The organism is Pradoshia sp. D12 (genome assembly GCF_008935075.1).
GTDB lineage: Bacteria > Bacillota > Bacilli > Bacillales > Pradoshiaceae > Pradoshia.
Window position 1 is genome coordinate 374089 of record NZ_CP044545.1, and the last position, 20857, is coordinate 394945.

Here is a 20857-nt window from a genome sequence, read left to right on the forward strand (position 1 = left end):
TTTCATATAAAAGGAGGAAGTACAAAAGATGAGAGAAGAACTGATTAAACAAATAGAGGCTGAGTGGAAAGATGAAAGATGGGAAGGAATTGAACGTTCTTATACAGCAGAAGATGTATTAAAACTGCGTGGTTCCATGCAAATTGAACACACTTTAGCAAGAAGAGGTTCCGAAAAGCTTTGGAATTACCTTAAAACAGAGGATTATATTAATGCGCTAGGTGCATTAACAGGTAATCAGGCTGTCCAACAGGTAAAAGCAGGATTAAAAGCGATTTACTTAAGCGGATGGCAAGTTGCTGCAGATGCGAACCTTTCCGGAAATATGTATCCTGACCAATCTTTATACCCAGCCAATAGCGTACCGGCTGTCGTAAAACGTATAAACCAGGCGCTTCAACGTGCGGATCAAATCCACTACTCAGAAGGTAAAGAAGATATCGATTGGTTCCAACCGATTGTTGCTGATGCTGAAGCAGGCTTTGGCGGTCAGTTGAATTGTTTTGAACTGATGAAAGGCATGATTGAAGCAGGTGCAGCAGGTGTTCACTTTGAAGATCAGCTATCTTCTGAAAAGAAATGCGGCCATTTGGGCGGTAAAGTACTTCTTCCAACGCAAACAGCAGTGAGAAACCTAATTGCAGCTCGTCTTGCTGCAGACGTAATGGGTGTCCCAACTATTCTGATTGCCCGCACGGATGCGGATGCAGCTGACTTAATCACAAGTGATATTGATCCTACTGATAAGGAATTTATCACAGGTGAAAGAACTCCTGAAGGATTCTATCGTACGAAGGCAGGCATTGATCAAGCAATTGCAAGGGGACTTTCTTATGCACCATACGCAGATTTAATCTGGTGTGAAACATCTGAGCCTAATCTTGAGGATGCGAAGAAATTTGCCGATGCCATCCATGAAAAATATCCAAATAAAATATTAGCCTATAACTGTTCACCATCCTTCAACTGGAAGAAAAAATTGGATGATGATACCATTGCAAACTTCCAAAAGGAAATCGCGAAAATGGGCTACAAATTCCAATTCGTTACACTTGCCGGATTCCATGCCCTGAATCATAGCATGTTTGAATTAGCAAGAGGATACAAAGAGCGCGGAATGGCTGCCTATTCTGAGCTGCAACAGAATGAATTTGCAAGCGAACAATACGGCTACACAGCAACAAGACACCAACGTGAAGTAGGAACTGGCTATTTTGATGAAGTAGCACAGGTTATTACTGGAGGAACTTCTTCTACAACGGCCCTAAAAGGTTCTACGGAAGAAGAGCAATTCCAAGAAGCCTAATATACAAAAGGAATCTGAAACTTATTCAGATTCCTTTTTTTATATTTGGAAAATGAATCTCCAAACTATTTGAATAACCGAAGTATTTTCGAGCTATTCTGCTGACAAAAAACAGGTCATAGGTGGAAAAAGGTTGAGTTATCTATCGGGTCTTTGAAAGAAATGTATAAGTGACTGGTCAAAGAAGGAAGATTGATTTATAAAAAGGTGTAGTATGTCGTATTTTATCAACAATTGAGATTAATGGATTTTTCAAATCACGACAAACTTTTCCCGGGCAATAATTCGGTGATCAGGGGAATAATTCCATCTTTCTTTATTTAATTGTCTATAAGCTAGTTTCTGTGGTTAATTCCGATTGCTTTAACGCGCGAAAGTTTGGTATTATCATAATAATTGTATTTGGAGCACGTAGCAAAATGGAGGTGTATGAAATGACTCGCATTTCAAAAGAAGAAGTAAATCATGTTGCTAATTTGTCAAGATTAGCTATTACAGAAGAAGAAACTGAAAGGTTACAAAAACAGTTGGATTCAATTATTACGTTTGCTGAACAATTGAATGAGTTAGATACTGAAAATATCGAACCTACTACACATGTTTTACATATGAAGAATGTCTTGAGAGAAGACAAGGCATCTAAAGGATTGCCTAGGGAAGAAGTACTGAAAAATGCTCCTGACCATCAAGATGGACAAATACGTGTACCGGGAATAATGGAGTAGTCAGGGAGGGAAAATCATGTCTTTATTTGATCGTAAAATAGCGGACTTGCATGAGTCGCTTCGTAAAAAGGAATTATCAGTAACAGATCTAGTTTCAGAATCCTTTTCTAAAATAAAAAAAGTTGAAGACAATGTAAATGCATTTCTAACATTAAATGAGGAAAATGCATACAAAGAAGCTGAAAAACTGGATGAACAGCTAGTTTCCGGAGAAATCGGCGGTCCTTTATTTGGAATGCCAATTGGAATTAAAGATAATATTGTAACTAAGAATCTTCGCACGACCTGTGCCAGCAAAATATTGGACAATTTTAACCCGATTTATGACGCAACAGTTGTGGAAAAGTTAAAACAAGAGCAAACCATCACAATTGGTAAGTTGAACATGGATGAATTCGCGATGGGTTCTTCCACAGAAAATTCAGGTTACAAAAAAACAGCTAATCCATGGGATTTAGAACGTGTGCCTGGAGGTTCTTCAGGTGGATCAGCGGCTGCGGTTGCGGCTGGTGAAGTCCCATTTAGCCTGGGGTCAGATACAGGCGGTTCTATCCGTCAACCGGCTTCCTTCTGTGGGGTTGTAGGGATGAAGCCGACATACGGACGTGTATCCCGTTATGGTTTAGTAGCATTTGCTTCTTCATTGGACCAAATTGGGCCGATTACACGTAATGTAGAGGATAATGCTTATTTATTAAATGCCATAGCCGGACTGGATCCAATGGACGGAACTTCAGCGCATATTGAGGTGCCAGATTTTACAAGGGCATTAACTGGTGATGTAAAGGGGCTTAGGATTGCTGTTCCGAAAGAATATCTTGGCGAAGGCGTGACTGAGGAAGTACGTCAGTCAGTCCTCGATTCATTGGCAGTTCTGGAGAAATTGGGAGCAACATATGAAGAGGTATCTCTGCCGCATTCTAAATATGCTCTATCAACGTATTATTTATTGTCTTCTTCTGAAGCATCTGCAAACCTTTCTCGTTTTGACGGTGTTCGTTATGGACATAGAACGGAAAACCCACAGAACTTGCTTGAAATGTATAAACAATCGAGAGCCGAGGGCTTTGGGGATGAAGTAAAAAGACGGATTATGCTTGGTACCTTTGCATTAAGCTCCGGTTACTATGATGCATACTACAAGAAAGCACAAAAAGTACGTACATTAATTAAACGGGATTTTGAAAACGTATTTGATCAGTATGATGTCATTGTAGGACCAACTACACCGACACCTGCATTTAAATTGGGTGAAAACACAAATGATCCGATGACGATGTATATGAATGATATTTTAACTATCCCTGTCAATCTTGCTGGAGTGCCGGGAATTTCCGTTCCTAATGGATTTAGTAAAGGCTTACCGCTTGGTTTACAAATTATTGGGAAGCATTTTGACGAAAGTACGGTTTATAAAGTTGCCCATGCCTATGAACAGGCAACAGATTTTCATAAACAAAAACCGTCTCTACAGGAGGTGGAGTAATTTGAAATACGAAACAGTCATTGGGCTTGAGGTCCATGTTGAATTAAAAACCGAATCAAAAATATTCTCCTCCTCTCCGAACCAATTTGGAGCGGAGCCTAATACGAATACATCCGTTATCGACTTAGGATATCCAGGTGTTTTACCGGTGTTGAATAAAAAAGCAGTTGAATATGCTATGAAAGCAGCAATGGCACTGAACTGTGAAGTGGCGACTGATACAAAATTTGATCGTAAAAACTATTTCTATCCGGATAATCCGAAAGCTTATCAAATTTCACAGTTTGATAAACCGATTGGTGAAAATGGTTGGATTGAAATTGAGGTAAATGGTGAGAAGAAAAAAATCGGAATTACTCGTCTTCATTTAGAAGAAGATGCCGGGAAATTGACACACACTGCTGATGGCTATTCTTTGTGTGATTATAACAGACAGGGAACACCGCTTATCGAGATTGTTTCTGAGCCGGATATTCGTACACCTGAGGAGGCGTATGCTTACCTTGATAAACTAAAAACGATAATTCAATACACAGGTGTGTCTGATTGTAAGATGGAAGAAGGAAGCTTACGCTGTGATGCGAATATTTCCTTACGCCCATATGGTCAGGAAGAGTTTGGTACGAAGACGGAATTGAAGAACTTAAACTCCTTCAACTTTGTTCGTAAAGGACTTGAGTTTGAACAACAAAGACAAGCGGAAGTACTGAATGAAGGCGGAGAAATCCAGCAGGAAACTCGCAGGTTTGATGAAGCGACAGGTGCTACCCTTTTGATGCGTGTTAAAGAGGGCTCTGATGATTATCGTTATTTCCCTGAACCAGATTTAGTTGAATTATATATCGATGATGAATGGAAAAGCCGTGTGCGTGCGGAAATTCCTGAATTGCCGGATGCAAGGATCAAGCGTTATACAGAAGATTTCGGACTGCCGGCATATGATGCGGGTGTGCTAACTGTTACAAGGGAAACAGCCAATTTCTTTGAAGCAACAACGGCTGCCGGTGCTGAACCTAAGCAGGCTTCCAACTGGATTATGGGTGAGCTTTCAGCTTACTTAAAAACGTCTCAAAAAGAACTGCATGACACGGCTCTTACTCCAGAAGGATTAGCTGGCTTAATCAAATTGATTACGGATGGTACAATCTCTTCGAAAATTGCTAAAACTGTATTTAAAGAATTAGTGGAGCATGGTGGAAATCCTGAAACGATTGTAAAGGAAAAAGGTCTTGTACAGATTTCTGATGAGGGAGCCTTACGTACAATCGTCACAGAAATATTGGATAAGAATCCTCAATCCATTGAGGACTTTAAAAATGGTAAGCAAAAAGCGGTTGGATTCCTTGTTGGACAAATGATGAAAGCAACAAAAGGGCAAGCCAATCCGCAAATGGTCAATAAATTGATCATGGAAGAGCTTCAAAAAAGATAAATGGTAACTGACAGCCTCCCTATATGTATGGGAGGCTTTTTAAGTATCACTGGAAAGCCAACAGTCTTTGTCGGCTTTTTTTAGGTTCCTCTCTGTCGGAAAGTTTGATATGGTAGATATATACATATTTTCAGATTAGTCAGTTATTTAGGTGTTAACAACTTTGGTAAGGTGGAGGTTTTTTTGATGAGTAGAAAGAATATACATGATAGAGAAAAGGGGTGAAAGGATTGAAGTATGAAAAGATGACGAAAACAAGTTACCTGATTGGGCTGCTCTTTGGGTTGAGCGCGATCATTTATTTTTTTGCGGCCAACTGGGGAGGAATGGACCGCTATGTGAAAATAGCATTAATCGTAATTTTAATGCTTTTATTTTACGGAGTAAGCTATGGCTTTTCAAAATGGAAGCAGCATCAGCAGGACGTAGGAGCCTGGATATTCTGGGGAGGATCAATCGCATTTGGAGTAGTGGTAGCACTTTTGGGGCAGGTATATAATTCACACGCTGATAGCTATACATTATTTTTAGTGTGGCTGATTCCCTCTGTCCTGTTAGCTGTGTTTACCCAATATCCGATATTTTTTGTTCAATCCTACATACTTTTGAATATAACGGTATACACGTATTTCTTTCCTTTAAATAGCTGGATTGATAGAAGTAATACAGAGCACACATTAATTCTTCTGGGAGTCATTATGTTAAACATTGCTTGTCTGTATGGCTTCTCAAAAAGAGGACCAAGGCTTATTTCTTATTTATCCAGCGCCTGGATTCAGTTATTATCTATTGAACTGACTATCCGGTGGACATCTATCTATTTATTTAATGAGGAGCATGCTTTTTCTTATATCGGGATCTTTGTCTATCTGGCAGTTGCCCTCATTTCGGGCTGGATTTTCTATGACTATATGAATAACAGACAGAATAAAGTAGTTATTGTCATTGTTTCTTTAGGAATTTCAATTAATCTCATAGCGCAGTTTATCATGGTTTCATCATGGATAAATGGATTCTTAGCATATTTTGTTGGGTTACTTATTGCAATCACCCTCATTATTTTGGGCTCTAAATGGCTGGCTAAATTCACTGCTTCCAAAACAAATGATGAAAATAACTTTCTCCCAACACTTATTAAGCTAGTCTTTGTTTTCCTGGCAGTTTTACTTTTATCCTCCTCTTTAATCGGTATGCTTTATTTGATTGGATTAGGTGAGGATATCGCATGGTTAATGGTGAGTATGGTCATTCTCGTTCCAATTGGCAGTCATATTGGCAGGGAGCAATCCATTCTTCGATACACAGTGATGTTGACGGGCTGGCTTATTTCATCTTCGATTCTGTGGTATCACTCAAGCGTTGTTCTAATCATCTATTTACTCCTGATTGGCTATACAACCTGGCGTGAAAGAGAGAGAATCATATACCCATTGGGTTTAGGTGGGACGATTTATGCAGTGGTACTTCTGCTCTATGAATTATTCTCAGGAATATCAGGTGAGTTGGTCGTCATACTACTGATTGCATTAGCCTTTGGACTTTACTTTTGGCTAAAAAATCCATATACAAAAGGATGGAACCTGGTTGCGATTCTGACACTTTGGCTCATTCTTACATTTTTCTCGGAAAACAGTGTGCTTTACTACCTTTACAATTTCAGTTATCTTTTCTTCCTGGTTTATTTTACATACCGTGTTGTACATAAAAGAAATCACTGGTTAGAGTATGCCGCTATTCTTTATCTGATCGGATACCTCGCTTATAAATACTATGATTTATTTTGGACACTGCTCCATAAGTCGATTACCTTTGCGATTGTAGGAGCAATATTCTTCTTTATAGCAATTTATCTGGATAAGAAAACAGAAAGAAACAATAGCACGGGGCGATTCGAATTTGTCCTAAGGAGTGTGCGTAAATGGGTACCAATTGTATTCGTTCAGCTAATCATCCTGATCGTGATTATTTTTCAGAAGGAAACGATCTTACGGAATGGGACAGATATTATCTTAAAAGTAGAGCCGGTTGACCCGCGTTCTATTATACAGGGGGATTATGTTCAATTATCCTATAATATTAGCCAGATAGATTCCGATGAACGTTATGATCGTGTATATGTGCTTGTGGAAAAGAATTCAAAAGGGATTTATCAAATGAAAGGGATATATGATACTATAGAAGAAGCTAAAAAAGAAAGAACAGATGACCATCAAGTGATTGTTACAGGAAAAGCAAATGGAAATACGATTACCTATGGCATTGAGAATTTTTTCATTGAAGAAGGCACGGGGATAGAAGTAGAACAGAATGCTAAATATGCAAATATAAAAGTCGGCAGTAATGGGGATGCCATTTTGATCAGTGTATCATCAAATCTGCCCGAAGATAAGTAAAATTAGCAATTGTTTTATCACGGATGTATAATAGTAGAGGTATTTTTTTTGACAGATATATTAACTCCGAATTTGTAATATAGGATGATGATTGATTATGAAAAAGGCAAGGATAATATACAATCCTACCTCCGGGAAAGAAGCATTTAAAAGACAGTTACCTGAGGTTTTGGAAATTTTAGAGAAGGCTGGATATGAAGCTTCCTGTCATGCAACTACTGGAGCGGGCGACGCGACAAGAGCGGCACAAATTGCTGTGGAAAGGCGCTATGACGTGGTTATTGCAGCGGGTGGAGATGGAACGATATATGAAGTGGTAAATGGATTGGCCGAACAGGAATACCGACCTAAATTGGGAATTATCCCAGTAGGTACCACAAATGATTTTGCTCGCGCTTTACGTATATCAACGAAATCGATACTTGAAGCTGCTGAAACTATTGCAGAAGGGCTTACGATTCCAATTGATATTGGAAAAATGGATAATCGTTATTTCATCAATATAGCAGCTGGTGGCCGCTTAACCGAGCTTTCATATGAAGTGCCAAGCAAGCTGAAAACCAGACTGGGACAGCTGGCCTATTATATGAAAGGGTTGGAAATGTTGCTTCCGTCTCTTAAGGCGACTCCGGTGTCAATAGAATATGACGGTAAACTGTTTGAAGGTGATGCAATGCTTTTCCTTGTTGCTAACACGAACTCAGTTGCTGGTTTTGAACGCTTAGCACCAGATGCTTCCCTCAATGATGGTATGTTTACGCTTTTAATTCTAAAGAAAATTAACCTGCCAGATTTTGTACGGATCGCAGCGTTGGCTTTACGAGGAGAGCATATTCATGATCCGTCTGTGATATATGTGAAGGCGAACCGCATTAAAGTACATTCATCCGAAAAGCTGCAGTTAAATTTAGATGGAGAGTTTGGCGGTTTGGCACCTGCTGAATTTGTTAACCTCTATCGTCATTTGGATGTATTCGTGCCGGAAAGCGTACACGAAAAGCAGAAAATAACAGATCGGCATATACTTGTTTCAGACGATGCCGTATTTGAGAAGCCAGATTTAGACCAACTTCTTTAAGAGGTTGGTTTTTTTATCCCGTTCAAACTAGCATAGACACCTCTATATTAAACGTAAGCAGAAGTTAAATTGGAAGATAAGCGCCAGCAGAACCTGAGTAGTCAATTACTCCTCAATGGGAGATGAATGAAAACCCGTTTGAGCAAAGTTTCACTTTATGGTAAAATCCATGGATTATCTGTCTGTCCTGTTTTATGATACAATCATGAGTACTCAATAAAAAATCGAGGTTAGCAAAGAATGACTGAAAAGAAAAAAGCGCCAATTCAAAAAAATGATTATATAGATGTTGTATTTGAAGATCTGACTCATGAAGGCTCCGGAGTTGCAAAAGTGGAAGGGTATCCTATTTTTGTTCCGTTTGGTTTACCGGGAGAAAAAGCCCGCATTAAAGTGACCAAAATTAATAAAGGCTATGCCTTTGGCCGCTTGATGGAGCTATTGGAAGAAAGTCCTGATCGAGTAGAGCCTCCCTGTCCAATTTATCGTCAGTGCGGAGGCTGCCAGCTTCAGCATTTATCCTATGAAGGCCAGCTGAAAGCAAAGGAAAAAATGGTTCGGGAAATTATGGCGAGAATCGGAAAACTGCCTGATGTACCGGTCCATCCAGTACTTGGTATGGAACAGCCATGGAACTATCGTAATAAAGCCCAAGTACCTGTTGGAGAAATGGAAGGCGGCTTAGTTGCCGGCTTTTATGCTAAACGTTCACATGAAATTATTAATATGGATGAATGTCTGATTCAGGTTTCAGAAAACGACGATACGATCCGCACAGTGAAGAATATTTGCGAAAAGTACCGTGTCCGTGCCTATGATGAACGGAATCATAAAGGATTGCTTCGTCATATTATGGTACGTCATGGACAAGTGACTGGTGAAATTATGGTTGTCCTTGTAACAAGAACACCTGAGCTCCCGCATGCGAGAGAAATCATCAAAGAGATTATTGATGCAGTTCCTGGGGTTAAATCCATTATTCAGAATGTGAATTCCTTGAAGACAAATGTTATTCTTGGGTCGAAAACAACAGTATTATGGGGAGCAGAAGTGATCTATGATTATATCGGTGATGTTAAATTTGCCATCTCTCCGCGTTCCTTCTATCAAGTGAATCCTACTCAGACGAAGGTTCTCTATGATAAGACGCTGGAGTATGCGAATCTATCAGGTAACGAAACGGTTATTGATGCTTATTGCGGAATCGGTACAATTTCCTTATTTTTAGCACAAAAAGCCAAAAAGGTATATGGAGTCGAAATCGTCCCAGAAGCAATCGAAGACGCCAAAAAGAACGCAGAACTAAACGGCATCACCAATGTCGACTTTTCGGTAGGCAGTGCTGAAACCGTCATCCCGGCCTGGTATGAAGAAGGAATCACAGCAGACGTATTAGTTGTCGATCCACCACGTAAAGGCTGTGACGAAAATCTCTTAAACACCATCGCAGAAATGAAGCCGAAAAAAGTCGTCTATGTTTCCTGCAACCCAGCAACATTGGCACGTGACTTAATGTATTTGGAGGAGCATGGATATCAAACGGTGGAAGTGCAGCCTGTGGATATGTTCCCGCAAACGATGCACGTAGAGTGTGTCTCGCAACTTATTTTAAAATAAGGCAGTAAGCCCTCTAAATAGGGGGCACTGCCTTTTTTCGTTTCTTACAAAGGAATTACGAAGTGATACTTAATCCTAATTTCCTCACTAGATTTACAAGTAATTTTTTCTACAAAAATTTGTAGTACCTGTGGAGTTAAGTAATAGAATTGCCCTCGTGGTTTTTAAATAAAACCTTATAAATCTTATCTTTTATAAAAAAGTTTCATAAGAAATCATTTAATAAAATTGGAGTATTACTTCCTTTCTATTTGTCTATACTGATAAAAATAGATTAGGAGAGTAATAGGATGATACTATCTGAAGCGTGGGATTTATATAAAGCTGATAAACAGATCCAAGGATATTCATTTCAGACTTTAAAAGCCTATAATGTCCAATTAAACTTGTTAATCCGGAATCTCGGTGATCGATCCCTTGATGAAATAACCACCGATTCATTAAAGCTTTATCTTGGGAATGTTGCTGATCAATTAAAGGCTGCTAGCCTGAGTCATAGGATACGTTTTATAAAGTCGTTGTTTAGATGGGCTCAAGATGTAAATGTCCTGAATGGTAATCCAGCCGCGAAAATTAAGGAACCGAAACTAGATGTCCGCATACCAAAGTTTTTAACTGAAGTAGAAATTGAGCATTTAAGAGAAGCTTGTGATACAACATTAGAAAATGCATTGTTCGAGTTTATGTATTCAACCGGTTGTCGAATTGGGGAAGCCGTTAATTTGAATCGACAATCTATTAATTTTTCTAACCAGTCCGTAATTGTCTTAGGTAAGGGAAATAAAGAAAGAGAAGTTTACTTTAATACTAGGTGTGATATCTGGTTGAAGAGGTACCTGGATGAGAGAACAGATGATCAAGAAGCTTTATTTGTAACCGTACGTGCTCCTCATCGTATGAGCATAGCTCAAATGAGATATATCATAAAACAGATATCGAAAAGATCTGGCATCAATAAAAGTATTCACCCCCATCAGTTGAGACATAGTTATGCCACTACTTTATTGAATAATGGGGCAGCTTTAGAAGTCATTCAAAATTTGATGGGACACGAAAAGAGCGAAACGACTAAAATTTACGCTTATTTAAGTGGGGCATTGCGAAGGGAGTTATATAAAAAGTTTTTCTGATACGATCAAGGGCATTGATCCAAGAAGGATTAATGCCTTTTTATGTTGAACCTCTTATAGAGCTAAAGGGCAGTTTAGTTCAATAAGAAACAACCATTTTATAGCAATACACCCTAAATCAAATGTTATAATTAGGAAATTGTTTTTTTAGTTTGGGGGATGAAAATGCTAAAGAGAAAATATGCAAACTGTTCAAAATGGAAACGTGTCTTGGATAAAAAATATGCACAAGTGTTTTTAGATACTAAAGAATTTAAGGGCTATATATCCCTATTACAAATAATTAAAGTTGCTGAACCATTATTCTTTCGATATAAGGCACAGAATATATGTATTGTTGATGATGGTTATATGTGGCTTCAACAATTCCCCTTAGAAAAAAAGCATTCAGTAACGACAATGTTTGATAATAACGGGAATATAGTGCAATGGTATATTGATGTTTGCCTTGAGAATGGTGTAGATAATGATATTCCCTATTTGGATGATTTGTATTTAGATATCATTTTGTTGCCTTCTGGAGAAGTAATTCAAAAAGATGCTGATGAGCTTGAAGAGGCTTTTTTTAATGGAATTATTGACAAACCTCTTTACGATATAGCTTGGGATGAGGCACAAACCCTTACTGAGTTAATAAAAAATAAAAGCTTTGAATTGATTGATTTATCTCATCATCATAAAGAATTCTTAGCCAATGAATTAAAAAAGCCTGATTAATCCCTTTTGTAATGAATTTCTTATGGAAGTAACGGGGCAGGTTAGTTGCATAAGAAATATAATATATAAACCCTTTTAAAAAAAAGTGAGTAATTACTCACTTTTTTTTATTGAAAACCAGTTAACTTGGAATTATAATCAACCTAAGTGAGTAAACGCTCACTTTTGAAAGGAGGATTACATAATGAATGAAACTAATACTATTCAAATACAAGCAGTAACGAAAAGTTTCGGCAAAAAAGTGGTATTAAAAGATATCAACTTAGATATTAAACAAGGTAGTATCTATGGTTTTATAGGGCCTTCAGGAGCAGGAAAAACAACCTTGATAAAGTTGATTGTTGGAATGGATTTTCCTGATGAAGGTTACGTCCATTTATTAGGTGAAAAAATGCCTAATTTAAACATCTTGCAAAAAATTGGCTATATGGCACAATCAGATGCCTTATATGAAGCACTTACTGGTAAAGAAAATCTTATGTTTTTCGCATCGCTCTTTAAATTAAACAAAACTGAAAAACAGAAACGGATTGCCTATGCAGCACAATTAGTTAACTTGACCGCAGATCTTAATAAAAGAGTGTCAGCGTACTCAGGTGGTATGAAACGTCGATTATCTCTTGCAATCGCTTTAATTCAGGATCCCCAAGTTTTGATATTAGACGAACCTACTGTGGGAATAGATCCTGAATTAAGATTAAGTATTTGGAATGAGCTGTTAAGATTGAAAAACGAGGAAGGCAAAACGATTATTGTAACGACTCACGTAATGGATGAAGCCGAAAAATGTGATTATATCGCAATGGTTAGAGATGGTTCATTCATAGCATCTGGCACACCTCGCCAATTGAAAGAACAATATAATGTCAATAGTTTAGATGAGGTATTTTTGGATGCTGGGAGGAAAGTACAATGAGAACAGTAGCACTTATTAAGAGGATTTTATTGCAAATACTTAGAGATAAGCGTACATTGGCTCTTCTCTTTGTTGCTCCATTATTAGTATTAACACTAATGAACCTAGTCTTTAATGGAAATACCGTTGATCCTGTTTTAGGAGTTGCTAATGGGAATCAGCAAATCATCGAAAAATTAGAAGACGCAGATATTGTAGTAAAAGAATATAACAAAGTTTCTAATGTTAAGGATATGATACTTGATAAAGATTTAGATGGTTTTTTACAAGTGGAAGGCGATCAAACAACCTTAACTTTACTGAATGATGATCCGACAATAGCAAAAAGCTTAGAAATGAAAGTAAAGCAAATTGATACTCAAGCAAAGCAATTAAAATTGATGGGGACTAACGCAATACAGAGTGAATTGCTCTCACAAGATTCCTTGAACACAAATTATGTTTATGGCAGCAGTGAAACAGAGCTTTTTGATACCTTTAGTCCTATTTTAGTCGGGTTCTTTGTCTTCTTCTTCGTCTTCTTAATCTCTGGCATAGGCTTATTAAACGAAAGAACAACTGGCACGTTGGAACGACTATTAGCAACCCCTATTAAAAGAGGAGAGATTGTCGCAGGATACCTTGTTGGCTATGGTTTACTGGCATTGATACAGACAGTTATAATCGTTTTGTTTGCGATAAATGTATTAGATATGGTTTTAGTTGGTTCCATTTGGACTGTTATGTTAATCAATGTCATCATCGCCCTTGTAGCCTTGTCACTTGGAATATTATTATCTTCTTTCGCAAGTTCCGAGTTTCAGATGATTCAGTTCATACCAATTATTATTGTGCCACAAATATTCTTCTCAGGTATTTTCTCCATTGAGGGAATGGCGGATTGGCTACAAGTATTCGCAAACTTTATGCCGTTGTATTATGCAGCAGATGCATTAAAAGGAGTAATGTACGAGGGCTTAAGTTTATCTGAAATTAGTAGTAATCTATATATTCTATTGGCTTTTGCAGCAGTATTTATCGTTTTAAATTTGTTTGCTTTGAAAAAGTATCGTAAGCTATAATACGGAAGCGATACAGCTTTACGCAAAGATGGTGATTTAAATGGTTAATAATAATCTACTGGATGAAATGGCTAAAATACTTGAAAAATCCAATAAACAAACGGTTAAGCAAAAGAAAATTATTGAGGTTGCTATCACCTCTTTTGCGGAAAAAGGATATTCAAATACATCAACATCTGAAATAGCTAAAAAAGCAGGCGTAGCAGAAGGAACAATTTTCAAACATTATGGAACAAAGGAAAATTTATTGTTATCTATTATGGTTCCTTTTCTAAAAGATTTTTTTCCTACGATGGCAGATGAACTCATTGGGGAATTAATGAATGATAAGCGTTCTTTTGAGGAATTCTTAAGAGTTCTTTTAACAAATCGTAGTGCTTTTCTTGCGGAAAATAGAGAAATATTTCAGGTGTTCATTAAGGAAATATTTTATAAAGAGGAACTTAGAAACGAATTCCTTCCCTTTGTTTTAGAAGTTGGATCCAATCACTTAATAAAAGTGATTGAAGCGTTTAAACAACGGGGCGAAATTAGAGATATACCGAATGAAATAATTTTAAAAATGCTAGGCACTGTAATAGGTGGATTATTTATTTCTAATTTTGCATTGTTAAATAAACATTCGGTTAGCGAAAATGAAATTGAGGAAGCCATATTTTTTATACTGAATGGTCTTGGACAATCTCCTCAATAGAGGGATTTTTCTTTGAAGATTATGGATAACCTCTCTTTTCATTTAAAGGCAGCTATATTTTAGCTGCCTTTCCTTTTTATACAGAAAAATGATGGAATTATGCCAATTCACATAATAAACATTGTGAATGTTTGTACTTAAACTAACAGGGGCGTTGATCCAAGAAGAAGGATTAATGCCTTTTTGTGTTGAATTTCTTATTGAACAAACGGGGCAGGTTAGTGGAAGAAGATAACAAAGAATTGTTAAGGCATATAGTCTGGAACAATTGGTTAATAAAATGACAGGGGAGAATGATATAGAAACTTCTATTTTGTATTATAAAATACATCAAAGCAATGTTAAACCTAATGACTATATTAATTGGGCTTTGAGGATGTTGGAAAATGATTATTCATCTTTTTCTTTGAATATCCTTTCTTCTCTAAGAGAACCTCTTAATATCTTTGAGGTGGAAGGTTATTTTAGAAATGCTGTAAGTGAGCTAAGCATAAAGGAACCAACATATACAGAATGTGCAGAATTTTACATTCATCAATTATCAAAAAAGATACTAGAAAATGAAAATAATGCGATTGATATAGCATATCAGATTTATGAGATAGTTCAAGACCTAGATTATCCCGAAGACCTAGAAGAATGGTACAACATCAGCGAATTTTTAGATGATTTTAAATATGGAGATAATCATTCTAAATTAAGTAAGGTCGCCTTAATTAGAACTATCGTGAACGAAGCAAAAAATCACTTAAGAAGAAACAGCAAGTAAAGGTTCTTATTTAACTACGGGGGTGTTGATCCAAAGGAGGATTAATGCTCTTTTTTGTTGAATTCCTTATTGTAGAAACTGGGCAGTTTAGCGGAAGAAGGAATGTAATACTTTAAGGGGGATTACTATGCAAGATTTAGAAGTCAGGAAAAAGTTCTTTTTGTCGCTTCTTATTTTCCCGCCAATTGGTCTCTTGATTAGAACATACGATGAACTGTCATTGGTAAAGGAAGGCATACTGACTACGGATATGTATGTTTTGATTTTAATTACAATAGTCGGAACAGTTGGGTATGTGAATGCCAAAAAGAAAAATAAACAGTAAATAGATGTCAGTATGTTCTAGTCATTATTAGACAAACGGGGCAGTTTAGTTAAAGAAGAAAATGAGGAAGCGTGCGATAGATTATTCTATGCACGCCTTTTGTTTAAGGGATATCTATTATTATTGGTTCTACAGGTGAATGTGTTTCAGCATATGATGGCCAAACAGTTAAAGTTGTATTTCGCAGCAATTTAGGAATAACTAATTTTCTAACAATAGTTGTCTCATCTCCATTTGTTAGTTGATCGATTTTCCCATCACTTGTTCCTTCCTCTGTTAATTTAGCATTACTGTCAACATTCAGCATTGCAAAAGAGGAATCTAATTTCCCCTTTGGATAAGTTACGCTATAAATGATGGCAGTAGAAGCTTTACCAGTTATAACAGAATCCACTTTAAATACCACATCGCCCTCTGGATTCGTGCTTTCTTTGTTTTCAAACACGTATTCCTCGACTGGGTTTTGTTGCACAGGTACATCAAATTGCCAATTGCCTTTGTTCATCCCTATTTCTTCAAAGGAAATGGGAATGGTATCATTCTTAGGCAGGTCCTTATATGGATAAACAATTCGGATATGTCCAGTATATCCATCTCTCGTTTTTGTCAAAGTAGTCAGTTCCTTTGTCTCATCCGCCAATGGGTCGCCATTAAACAATTCATATAATGCATAATAATATCCATCTTTCTCCTGGAGATTCCCTTTCACATCAAACGTAATTCCAATTAGATATCCGTCATAGTATGCACTTGTTAACGCAACATCCACACCATTGCTTGTAAAGGTCTGATTGAGCTCCTTCACTAGATTTTGCTTTTCTAAGTTCCTCCCAACCATATCGTTAAAGGTTGCATACAAACCTCCGATTATTGGTGCATCCGCCAACACTCTTGAAAAAGAAGGGACGATGAAGCTAGAAGACATTAGGGTTACCGCAGCAGCAGTTGTCATAAGCCAAGTCTTTAAAATAGATTTTTTCCTTTTCTTAGGTCGTTGTTCTTCTACCGATCGACTAATCCCCATTTTTATTGATTGTAAAACATCTTCTTTTGGTACATCGACTTCGTTAACTTTGTTAGAGAATGTGTTTTTGTCCATTAAAATAATCCCCTCCTAATAACTTTCGTAACAGTTTTTTTCCACGGCTCAAATATGTTTTAATGGTATTCTCAGGTGTGTCTAAGGTTTTGGAAATTTCCTTCAAACTCATATCGTTATAATAGAAAAGGATAATACTCGTCCGATATTTTTCTGGTAATTTCCCTATCGCTTCAGTAAGGTCTATCTTTTCATCAATTTTTTCTCTCGGTAAGGTGAATTGTTCTGCTAAAGCAACTACATTTTGCCTTTTCTTTTGAACATCATACGCACAGTGAATGAGAATTCTTGTTATCCAAGTTAAGAAAAATTCTTCGTGCCTTAATTGCTTTATGGAGGAGAATGCCTTATAAGCTGTCTCTTGTATGACATCTAGAGCATCATCTCGATTTCCAACATACAGATATGCTGTTCTATATAAGCGATCGCTATGTACAATTAGCAATTGTTCAAATGCTTCTGAATCACCCTGAATCGCTTTTCTGATTAAAATCAACTCATCCAACTTTTTTCCCTCCTTTCACTCATTAGAGGTGGATATATGTTAAAAGGTTTCATTTTTTTTAAATATACTATTTTATCGGTTTAGATGTTAGGAGTATGAAATTGATTGGGAAATGAAATATCAAATTATAGGTGGTTTTTTAGTGATTAGAGAGTTTCTCTATTGAATTATTGTTAATAAATACACTTAAACTAACAGGGGCATTGATCAAGGAGGATTGGTGCTCTTTTCTGTTGAACTTCTTATAGAAGTATCGGGGCAGGTTAGCTTTAAATGCTCATTGTTATTTACATATTTAACCACTTGCATTACCATTGAAATATCATTGATTTAAGAAGGTGTGGAATTTGGATTTATTGATGTTTTGTTTATTGTTCGCTGGGATTTTTGCGATATATAATGCCTTAAGAGTTTTGAATAACAATATTATTGATCAAACAAAAGAAATAAGAAAATTAAACAAGTCATTAAACAAAGAAAAGGATTAATGACTTGTTTAATTTCATTGGCTCAATCAATTTATATAATTGGTCGATTGAGTCTTTTTCTATGCTGCTAAAGGGGCAGGTTAGTTGAAGATCGATATTAAACTTATGTTCAACAATCGGTCCATATTGTCAAGTAAATATTTACTTGTATAGCATTACATCAGGTAAGACCGTATCGTAAGTAAGTACGGAATTATAAAATATCTACCTGAGATGCTGTTTAGTCAGCATCTCAGGTAGATATTTTAATTAGGATATGTTAAATTTCAACGTTGAAAAATGAGAGAAGATTTTAAGTGGTAATTAGTAGTAGATTTAATTTTCTTATTAAATAATTGTAGATAGCCGTAAAGGAGGCTATCCCTCTTTTTCTTAACATTCAATTTTAACAGAGCTAAAGTCTTAAAAATTTTACGGTTTGTTAGAATGTGGGGTTTATCATTCACATCTATTTTCATTTTACATTTTGCTACGAATAATAACATTAATGTTATACTCCGTTGGTAGATTTACTACTAAAATAGTATTTATAATTACATATGAGAGGATGAAAAGTATGATTAATATGAATTTATGCTCGATGAGAAAACGTCATAATCTAACTCAGGAGCAATTAGCCCAAGAATTAAATGTTTCACGTCAAGTAATTGCAAAATGGGAAAAAGGCGAATCGACACCAGATTTACACCATAGTATGAATATTGCCAATTTCTTCGGAGTAACCTTAGATGCGTTAGTAAACCATAACCCAGAAGAAATGGGTATAGATATTCCACCCAAAGGCCAGCATTTTTTTGGGACAGCAACAGTAGGGGAACGTGGTCAAATTGTAATTCCCAAAAAAGCCCGTGAAATTTTTCAAATTACCCCAGGTGATTCAGTCGTTATTATAGGGGATGAGGATCGTGGGTTGGCGTTAGCACCTGAAAAAATGATTAAACAGTTTTTAAATATGGTGAAAAATCATCAAAAAGAGGAGGAATAAATTAATGAGTGCTGCAATTGAACTTCAAGGTTTATCAAAACGCTTTAAAGAAAAAGTTGCCGTTTCTCCGATGACACTTACGATTAACCAAGGTGAACTATTCGGACTCCTTGGAGTAAATGGTGCTGGTAAAACGACAGTTATCAATATGTTAAGTGGCCTTGCCAAACCGACTTCAGGAGATGCGCTTGTACTTGGGCATTCGCTTAGTAAAGAGTTGCCAAGTATTCGGGGATTACTCGCTGTCTCACCTCAGGAAACGTCCATTGCACCAAATTTATCTGTGCGCGAAAATTTATTATTAATGGCACGCATTCACGGCTTTTCGAAGGATGAGTCCATTGAAAAAACGGAGGCTTTAATTAGCCAGTTTTCACTACAGCCTTACGAACATCAACGTGGTAAAAAATTATCCGGTGGTTGGCAACGAAAGTTAAGTATTGCAATGGCTCTCATTGCAGATCCAAAAATTTTATTTTTAGATGAACCTACATTAGGGTTAGATATTATTAGCCGCCAGGAACTATGGGCAATGATTAATAAACTGAGAGAGACGACTACAATTGTACTTACGACGCACTATTTAGAAGAAGCGGAAGCATTGTGTGATCGCATTTGTATTATGAGGGATGGCGAAATAAAGGCACTAGGTACAGTAGACGAGCTCCTTACAACAGCAAGTAAAGAAAACTTTGAGGATGCATTTGTGCATTTCGTAACAGGAGGCGAATTATAATGAGGGCATTGGCATTTGCTGGACGTTGTACGAAAGAAATTGTACGTGACCCGATTTCATTATTTTTTGGTATAGTCTTTCCAATCATTTTACTTATGATTTTAACTGCGATTAATCGCAATGTTCCAGAAGCACTTTTTAATATTGAACATTTGACACCTGGCATCGCAGTATTTAGCCTTTCTTTCATTGCTTTCTTTGCAGCACAAACGTTAGGAAAAGACCGTTCTACTTCTTATTTAATAAGATTGCTAACTACTCCTATGAAAGCAAGTGATTTTATTATTGGATATACGCTTCCTTTAGGGATATTTGCTGTGCTTCAAAGTATTACTTGTTTTATAACCGCTTACTTTTTAGGTTTGGAGCTATCTTTCAACCATGTATTTGCATTTATTGCCTTACTCATTACATCTACTATTTTCATAGGAATCGGACTGTTATGTGGCTCCTTATTTAACGAAAAGGCAGCAGTAGGCTTATGCGGAGCTTTATTAACTAACTTAACAGCATTTTTATCTGGCGCATGGTTAGATTTATCGTTAGTTGGAGGAGCTTTTGAAAAAGTCGCTTATGCCCTGCCATTCGTCCACGCTGTTGATTTAGTTCGAGCAATTGTGGCAGAAGACTTTAGCGCAATGTTTCCCCATTTATATGTTGTGGTAGTTTATGCAGCTGTCCTTTTTAGTCTTTCGATTTTTATTTTCAAATATAAAATTCAGCAAAATTAATTGTTAATCAAACTTACGTTACTTAAACGTAGGTTTTTTTATTAAAATTAATAGCTCTGTTAAAGTTGATTATTGAAATAGAAAGCGCTAGCCTCCGTTACGTTGCTGAAAATAAAAAAATACTTTCTTAGACAAATTAGAAAATGAGCTTAAAAGCTGATTGTTATTCAATTAAAAGGCGCAATTGTTGAATAAGATTGCTTCTCTTTTCCTTATTGAACTAACGGGGGCGTTTGTTTAAGAGCAAGTATACCGACTTTCTTTCTGAAGGTGCCTGTTTTCATATCTCGAATAAATATTAGACAAAAGCAACAATCCTTACGAAAACAGGTAAAGATGTTGATAAACCCACCAACATCCCATTGTGTTGCCACATACATTCCACACACGTGGAAAGTGTAGCAAAATTAGTATTGAAATAAGGCAGTTGCCCTTTGGCGCTGCTTTTTTCTTTTCCCTGTAATTAGATTTAAGTACTGTACTTTTTCAATATATAGCAGTAGAAAATTTTCTTAATGATTTCAATCGGTAATACTATTTAAAAAAATTTGGTAGTCGTATCCTCATAATTCTTTCGCCTTTCAAGTCCAATACAGACCCATAAAAGCAAGCTATATTTTTCTATGTATTTATATCTACTCTCATTCTTAGCTCCCCTTTGCTG

The 20857-nt window shown here is 36.7% G+C and carries 19 protein-coding genes; 17 read left to right on the forward strand and 2 right to left on the reverse strand.

Going from position 1 to position 20857, the window contains the following annotated elements; all coding sequences use genetic code 11:
- The first annotated feature begins 28 nt into the window (after positions 1 to 28).
- The 14 genes from aceA to F7984_RS02010 all read left to right on the forward strand — a co-directional run bounded on the left by aceA (position 29) and on the right by F7984_RS02010 (position 15649).
- Positions 29 to 1306 carry an isocitrate lyase gene (gene aceA / locus F7984_RS01945; protein ID WP_139892755.1) on the forward strand — a complete coding sequence of 426 codons (1278 nt, stop codon included), beginning with the start codon at positions 29 to 31 and terminating at the stop codon, positions 1304 to 1306.
- Between the two features lie 434 nt (positions 1307 to 1740).
- A complete protein-coding gene (gene gatC, locus F7984_RS01950; protein WP_066108467.1) occupies positions 1741 to 2031 on the forward strand; it encodes an Asp-tRNA(Asn)/Glu-tRNA(Gln) amidotransferase subunit GatC in 291 nt (96 codons plus the stop codon).
- 16 nt (positions 2032 to 2047) lie between these two features.
- Positions 2048 to 3517, forward strand: a complete 1470-nt coding sequence (gatA, locus tag F7984_RS01955; RefSeq protein WP_066108465.1) for an Asp-tRNA(Asn)/Glu-tRNA(Gln) amidotransferase subunit GatA — start codon at positions 2048 to 2050, stop codon at positions 3515 to 3517.
- A gap of 1 nt (position 3518) precedes the next feature.
- On the forward strand, positions 3519 to 4949 hold the full coding sequence (gene gatB / locus F7984_RS01960; RefSeq protein WP_140462131.1) for an Asp-tRNA(Asn)/Glu-tRNA(Gln) amidotransferase subunit GatB: 1431 nt from the start codon (positions 3519 to 3521) through the stop codon (positions 4947 to 4949).
- A 230-nt stretch (positions 4950 to 5179) separates the two neighbouring features.
- Complete coding sequence (locus F7984_RS01965) at positions 5180 to 7342, forward strand: GDYXXLXY domain-containing protein (protein WP_140462132.1); 2163 nt, start codon at positions 5180 to 5182, stop codon at positions 7340 to 7342.
- Between the two features lie 97 nt (positions 7343 to 7439).
- The gene (locus tag F7984_RS01970) at positions 7440 to 8420 is read left to right on the forward strand and encodes a diacylglycerol kinase (RefSeq protein WP_139892753.1); all 981 of its coding nucleotides are present in this window, start codon (positions 7440 to 7442) and stop codon (positions 8418 to 8420) included.
- Between the two features lie 240 nt (positions 8421 to 8660).
- Positions 8661 to 10037, forward strand: coding sequence for a 23S rRNA (uracil(1939)-C(5))-methyltransferase RlmD (gene rlmD, locus F7984_RS01975; RefSeq protein WP_140462133.1), 1377 nt, complete (start codon positions 8661 to 8663; stop codon positions 10035 to 10037).
- A gap of 290 nt (positions 10038 to 10327) precedes the next feature.
- Positions 10328 to 11167, forward strand: a complete 840-nt coding sequence (locus tag F7984_RS01980) for a tyrosine-type recombinase/integrase (protein WP_140462134.1) — start codon at positions 10328 to 10330, stop codon at positions 11165 to 11167.
- 165 nt (positions 11168 to 11332) lie between these two features.
- Positions 11333 to 11884, forward strand: coding sequence for a ribonuclease FAU-1 family protein (locus tag F7984_RS01985; protein WP_140462135.1), 552 nt, complete (start codon positions 11333 to 11335; stop codon positions 11882 to 11884).
- Between the two features lie 184 nt (positions 11885 to 12068).
- The gene (locus F7984_RS01990; RefSeq protein WP_066108437.1) at positions 12069 to 12800 is read left to right on the forward strand and encodes an ABC transporter ATP-binding protein; all 732 of its coding nucleotides are present in this window, start codon (positions 12069 to 12071) and stop codon (positions 12798 to 12800) included.
- Positions 12797 to 13861 carry an ABC transporter permease gene (locus F7984_RS01995; protein ID WP_066108436.1) on the forward strand — a complete coding sequence of 355 codons (1065 nt, stop codon included), beginning with the start codon at positions 12797 to 12799 and terminating at the stop codon, positions 13859 to 13861. The genes F7984_RS01990 and F7984_RS01995 overlap by 4 nt, the downstream gene beginning before the upstream one ends.
- A gap of 40 nt (positions 13862 to 13901) precedes the next feature.
- On the forward strand, positions 13902 to 14555 hold the full coding sequence (locus F7984_RS02000) for a TetR/AcrR family transcriptional regulator (RefSeq protein ID WP_139892750.1): 654 nt from the start codon (positions 13902 to 13904) through the stop codon (positions 14553 to 14555).
- A gap of 268 nt (positions 14556 to 14823) precedes the next feature.
- Positions 14824 to 15324, forward strand: coding sequence for a hypothetical protein (locus F7984_RS02005; protein WP_192796828.1), 501 nt, complete (start codon positions 14824 to 14826; stop codon positions 15322 to 15324).
- A gap of 127 nt (positions 15325 to 15451) precedes the next feature.
- Positions 15452 to 15649, forward strand: coding sequence for a hypothetical protein (locus F7984_RS02010; protein ID WP_140462137.1), 198 nt, complete (start codon positions 15452 to 15454; stop codon positions 15647 to 15649).
- Between the two features lie 103 nt (positions 15650 to 15752).
- On the opposite strand, the gene F7984_RS02015 is transcribed toward F7984_RS02010, so the two are convergent.
- Both F7984_RS02015 and F7984_RS02020 read right to left on the reverse strand, forming a co-directional pair.
- On the reverse strand, positions 15753 to 16748 hold the full coding sequence (locus F7984_RS02015) for a DUF4179 domain-containing protein (RefSeq protein WP_140462138.1): 996 nt from the start codon (positions 16746 to 16748) through the stop codon (positions 15753 to 15755).
- Positions 16726 to 17253: a sigma-70 family RNA polymerase sigma factor gene (locus F7984_RS02020; RefSeq protein ID WP_140462139.1), complete on the reverse strand. Its 528-nt coding sequence runs from the start codon at positions 17251 to 17253 to the stop codon at positions 16726 to 16728. Before F7984_RS02020 ends, F7984_RS02015 begins: the two co-directional genes overlap by 23 nt.
- A 1044-nt stretch (positions 17254 to 18297) precedes the next feature.
- Here F7984_RS02020 and F7984_RS02025 point away from each other — a divergent pair.
- From F7984_RS02025 to F7984_RS02035, 3 genes are read left to right on the forward strand one after another with little or no spacing between them, the layout of a single operon-like run.
- Positions 18298 to 18726 (forward strand): helix-turn-helix transcriptional regulator, encoded by a 429-nt coding sequence (locus F7984_RS02025; protein WP_066108432.1) that lies wholly within the window; start codon positions 18298 to 18300, stop codon positions 18724 to 18726.
- Positions 18727 to 18730: 4 nt separating this feature from the next.
- The gene (locus tag F7984_RS02030; protein WP_066108428.1) at positions 18731 to 19462 is read left to right on the forward strand and encodes an ABC transporter ATP-binding protein; all 732 of its coding nucleotides are present in this window, start codon (positions 18731 to 18733) and stop codon (positions 19460 to 19462) included.
- The gene (locus tag F7984_RS02035) at positions 19462 to 20193 is read left to right on the forward strand and encodes an ABC transporter permease (protein ID WP_066108426.1); all 732 of its coding nucleotides are present in this window, start codon (positions 19462 to 19464) and stop codon (positions 20191 to 20193) included. Before F7984_RS02030 ends, F7984_RS02035 begins: the two co-directional genes overlap by 1 nt.
- Positions 20194 to 20857 lie beyond the last annotated feature (664 nt).

Excerpts from the sequence above, each read along its gene's own strand:
- aceA (WP_139892755.1), top strand. The coding sequence starts at position 29 with ATGAGAGAAGAACTGATTAAACAAATAGAGGCTGAGTGGAAAGATGAA.
- gatC (WP_066108467.1), top strand. The coding sequence starts at position 1,741 with ATGACTCGCATTTCAAAAGAAGAAGTAAATCATGTTGCTAATTTGTCA.
- gatA (WP_066108465.1), top strand. The coding sequence starts at position 2,048 with ATGTCTTTATTTGATCGTAAAATAGCGGACTTGCATGAGTCGCTTCGT.
- F7984_RS01970 (WP_139892753.1), top strand. The coding sequence starts at position 7,440 with ATGAAAAAGGCAAGGATAATATACAATCCTACCTCCGGGAAAGAAGCA.
- rlmD (WP_140462133.1), top strand. The coding sequence starts at position 8,661 with ATGACTGAAAAGAAAAAAGCGCCAATTCAAAAAAATGATTATATAGAT.
- F7984_RS01980 (WP_140462134.1), top strand. The coding sequence starts at position 10,328 with ATGATACTATCTGAAGCGTGGGATTTATATAAAGCTGATAAACAGATC.
- F7984_RS01985 (WP_140462135.1), top strand. The coding sequence starts at position 11,333 with ATGCTAAAGAGAAAATATGCAAACTGTTCAAAATGGAAACGTGTCTTG.
- F7984_RS01990 (WP_066108437.1), top strand. The coding sequence starts at position 12,069 with ATGAATGAAACTAATACTATTCAAATACAAGCAGTAACGAAAAGTTTC.
- F7984_RS01995 (WP_066108436.1), top strand. The coding sequence starts at position 12,797 with ATGAGAACAGTAGCACTTATTAAGAGGATTTTATTGCAAATACTTAGA.
- F7984_RS02000 (WP_139892750.1), top strand. The coding sequence starts at position 13,902 with ATGGTTAATAATAATCTACTGGATGAAATGGCTAAAATACTTGAAAAA.
- F7984_RS02010 (WP_140462137.1), top strand. The coding sequence starts at position 15,452 with ATGCAAGATTTAGAAGTCAGGAAAAAGTTCTTTTTGTCGCTTCTTATT.
- F7984_RS02015 (WP_140462138.1), bottom strand. The coding sequence starts at position 16,748 with ATGGACAAAAACACATTCTCTAACAAAGTTAACGAAGTCGATGTACCA.
- F7984_RS02025 (WP_066108432.1), top strand. The coding sequence starts at position 18,298 with ATGATTAATATGAATTTATGCTCGATGAGAAAACGTCATAATCTAACT.
- F7984_RS02030 (WP_066108428.1), top strand. The coding sequence starts at position 18,731 with ATGAGTGCTGCAATTGAACTTCAAGGTTTATCAAAACGCTTTAAAGAA.
- F7984_RS02035 (WP_066108426.1), top strand. The coding sequence starts at position 19,462 with ATGAGGGCATTGGCATTTGCTGGACGTTGTACGAAAGAAATTGTACGT.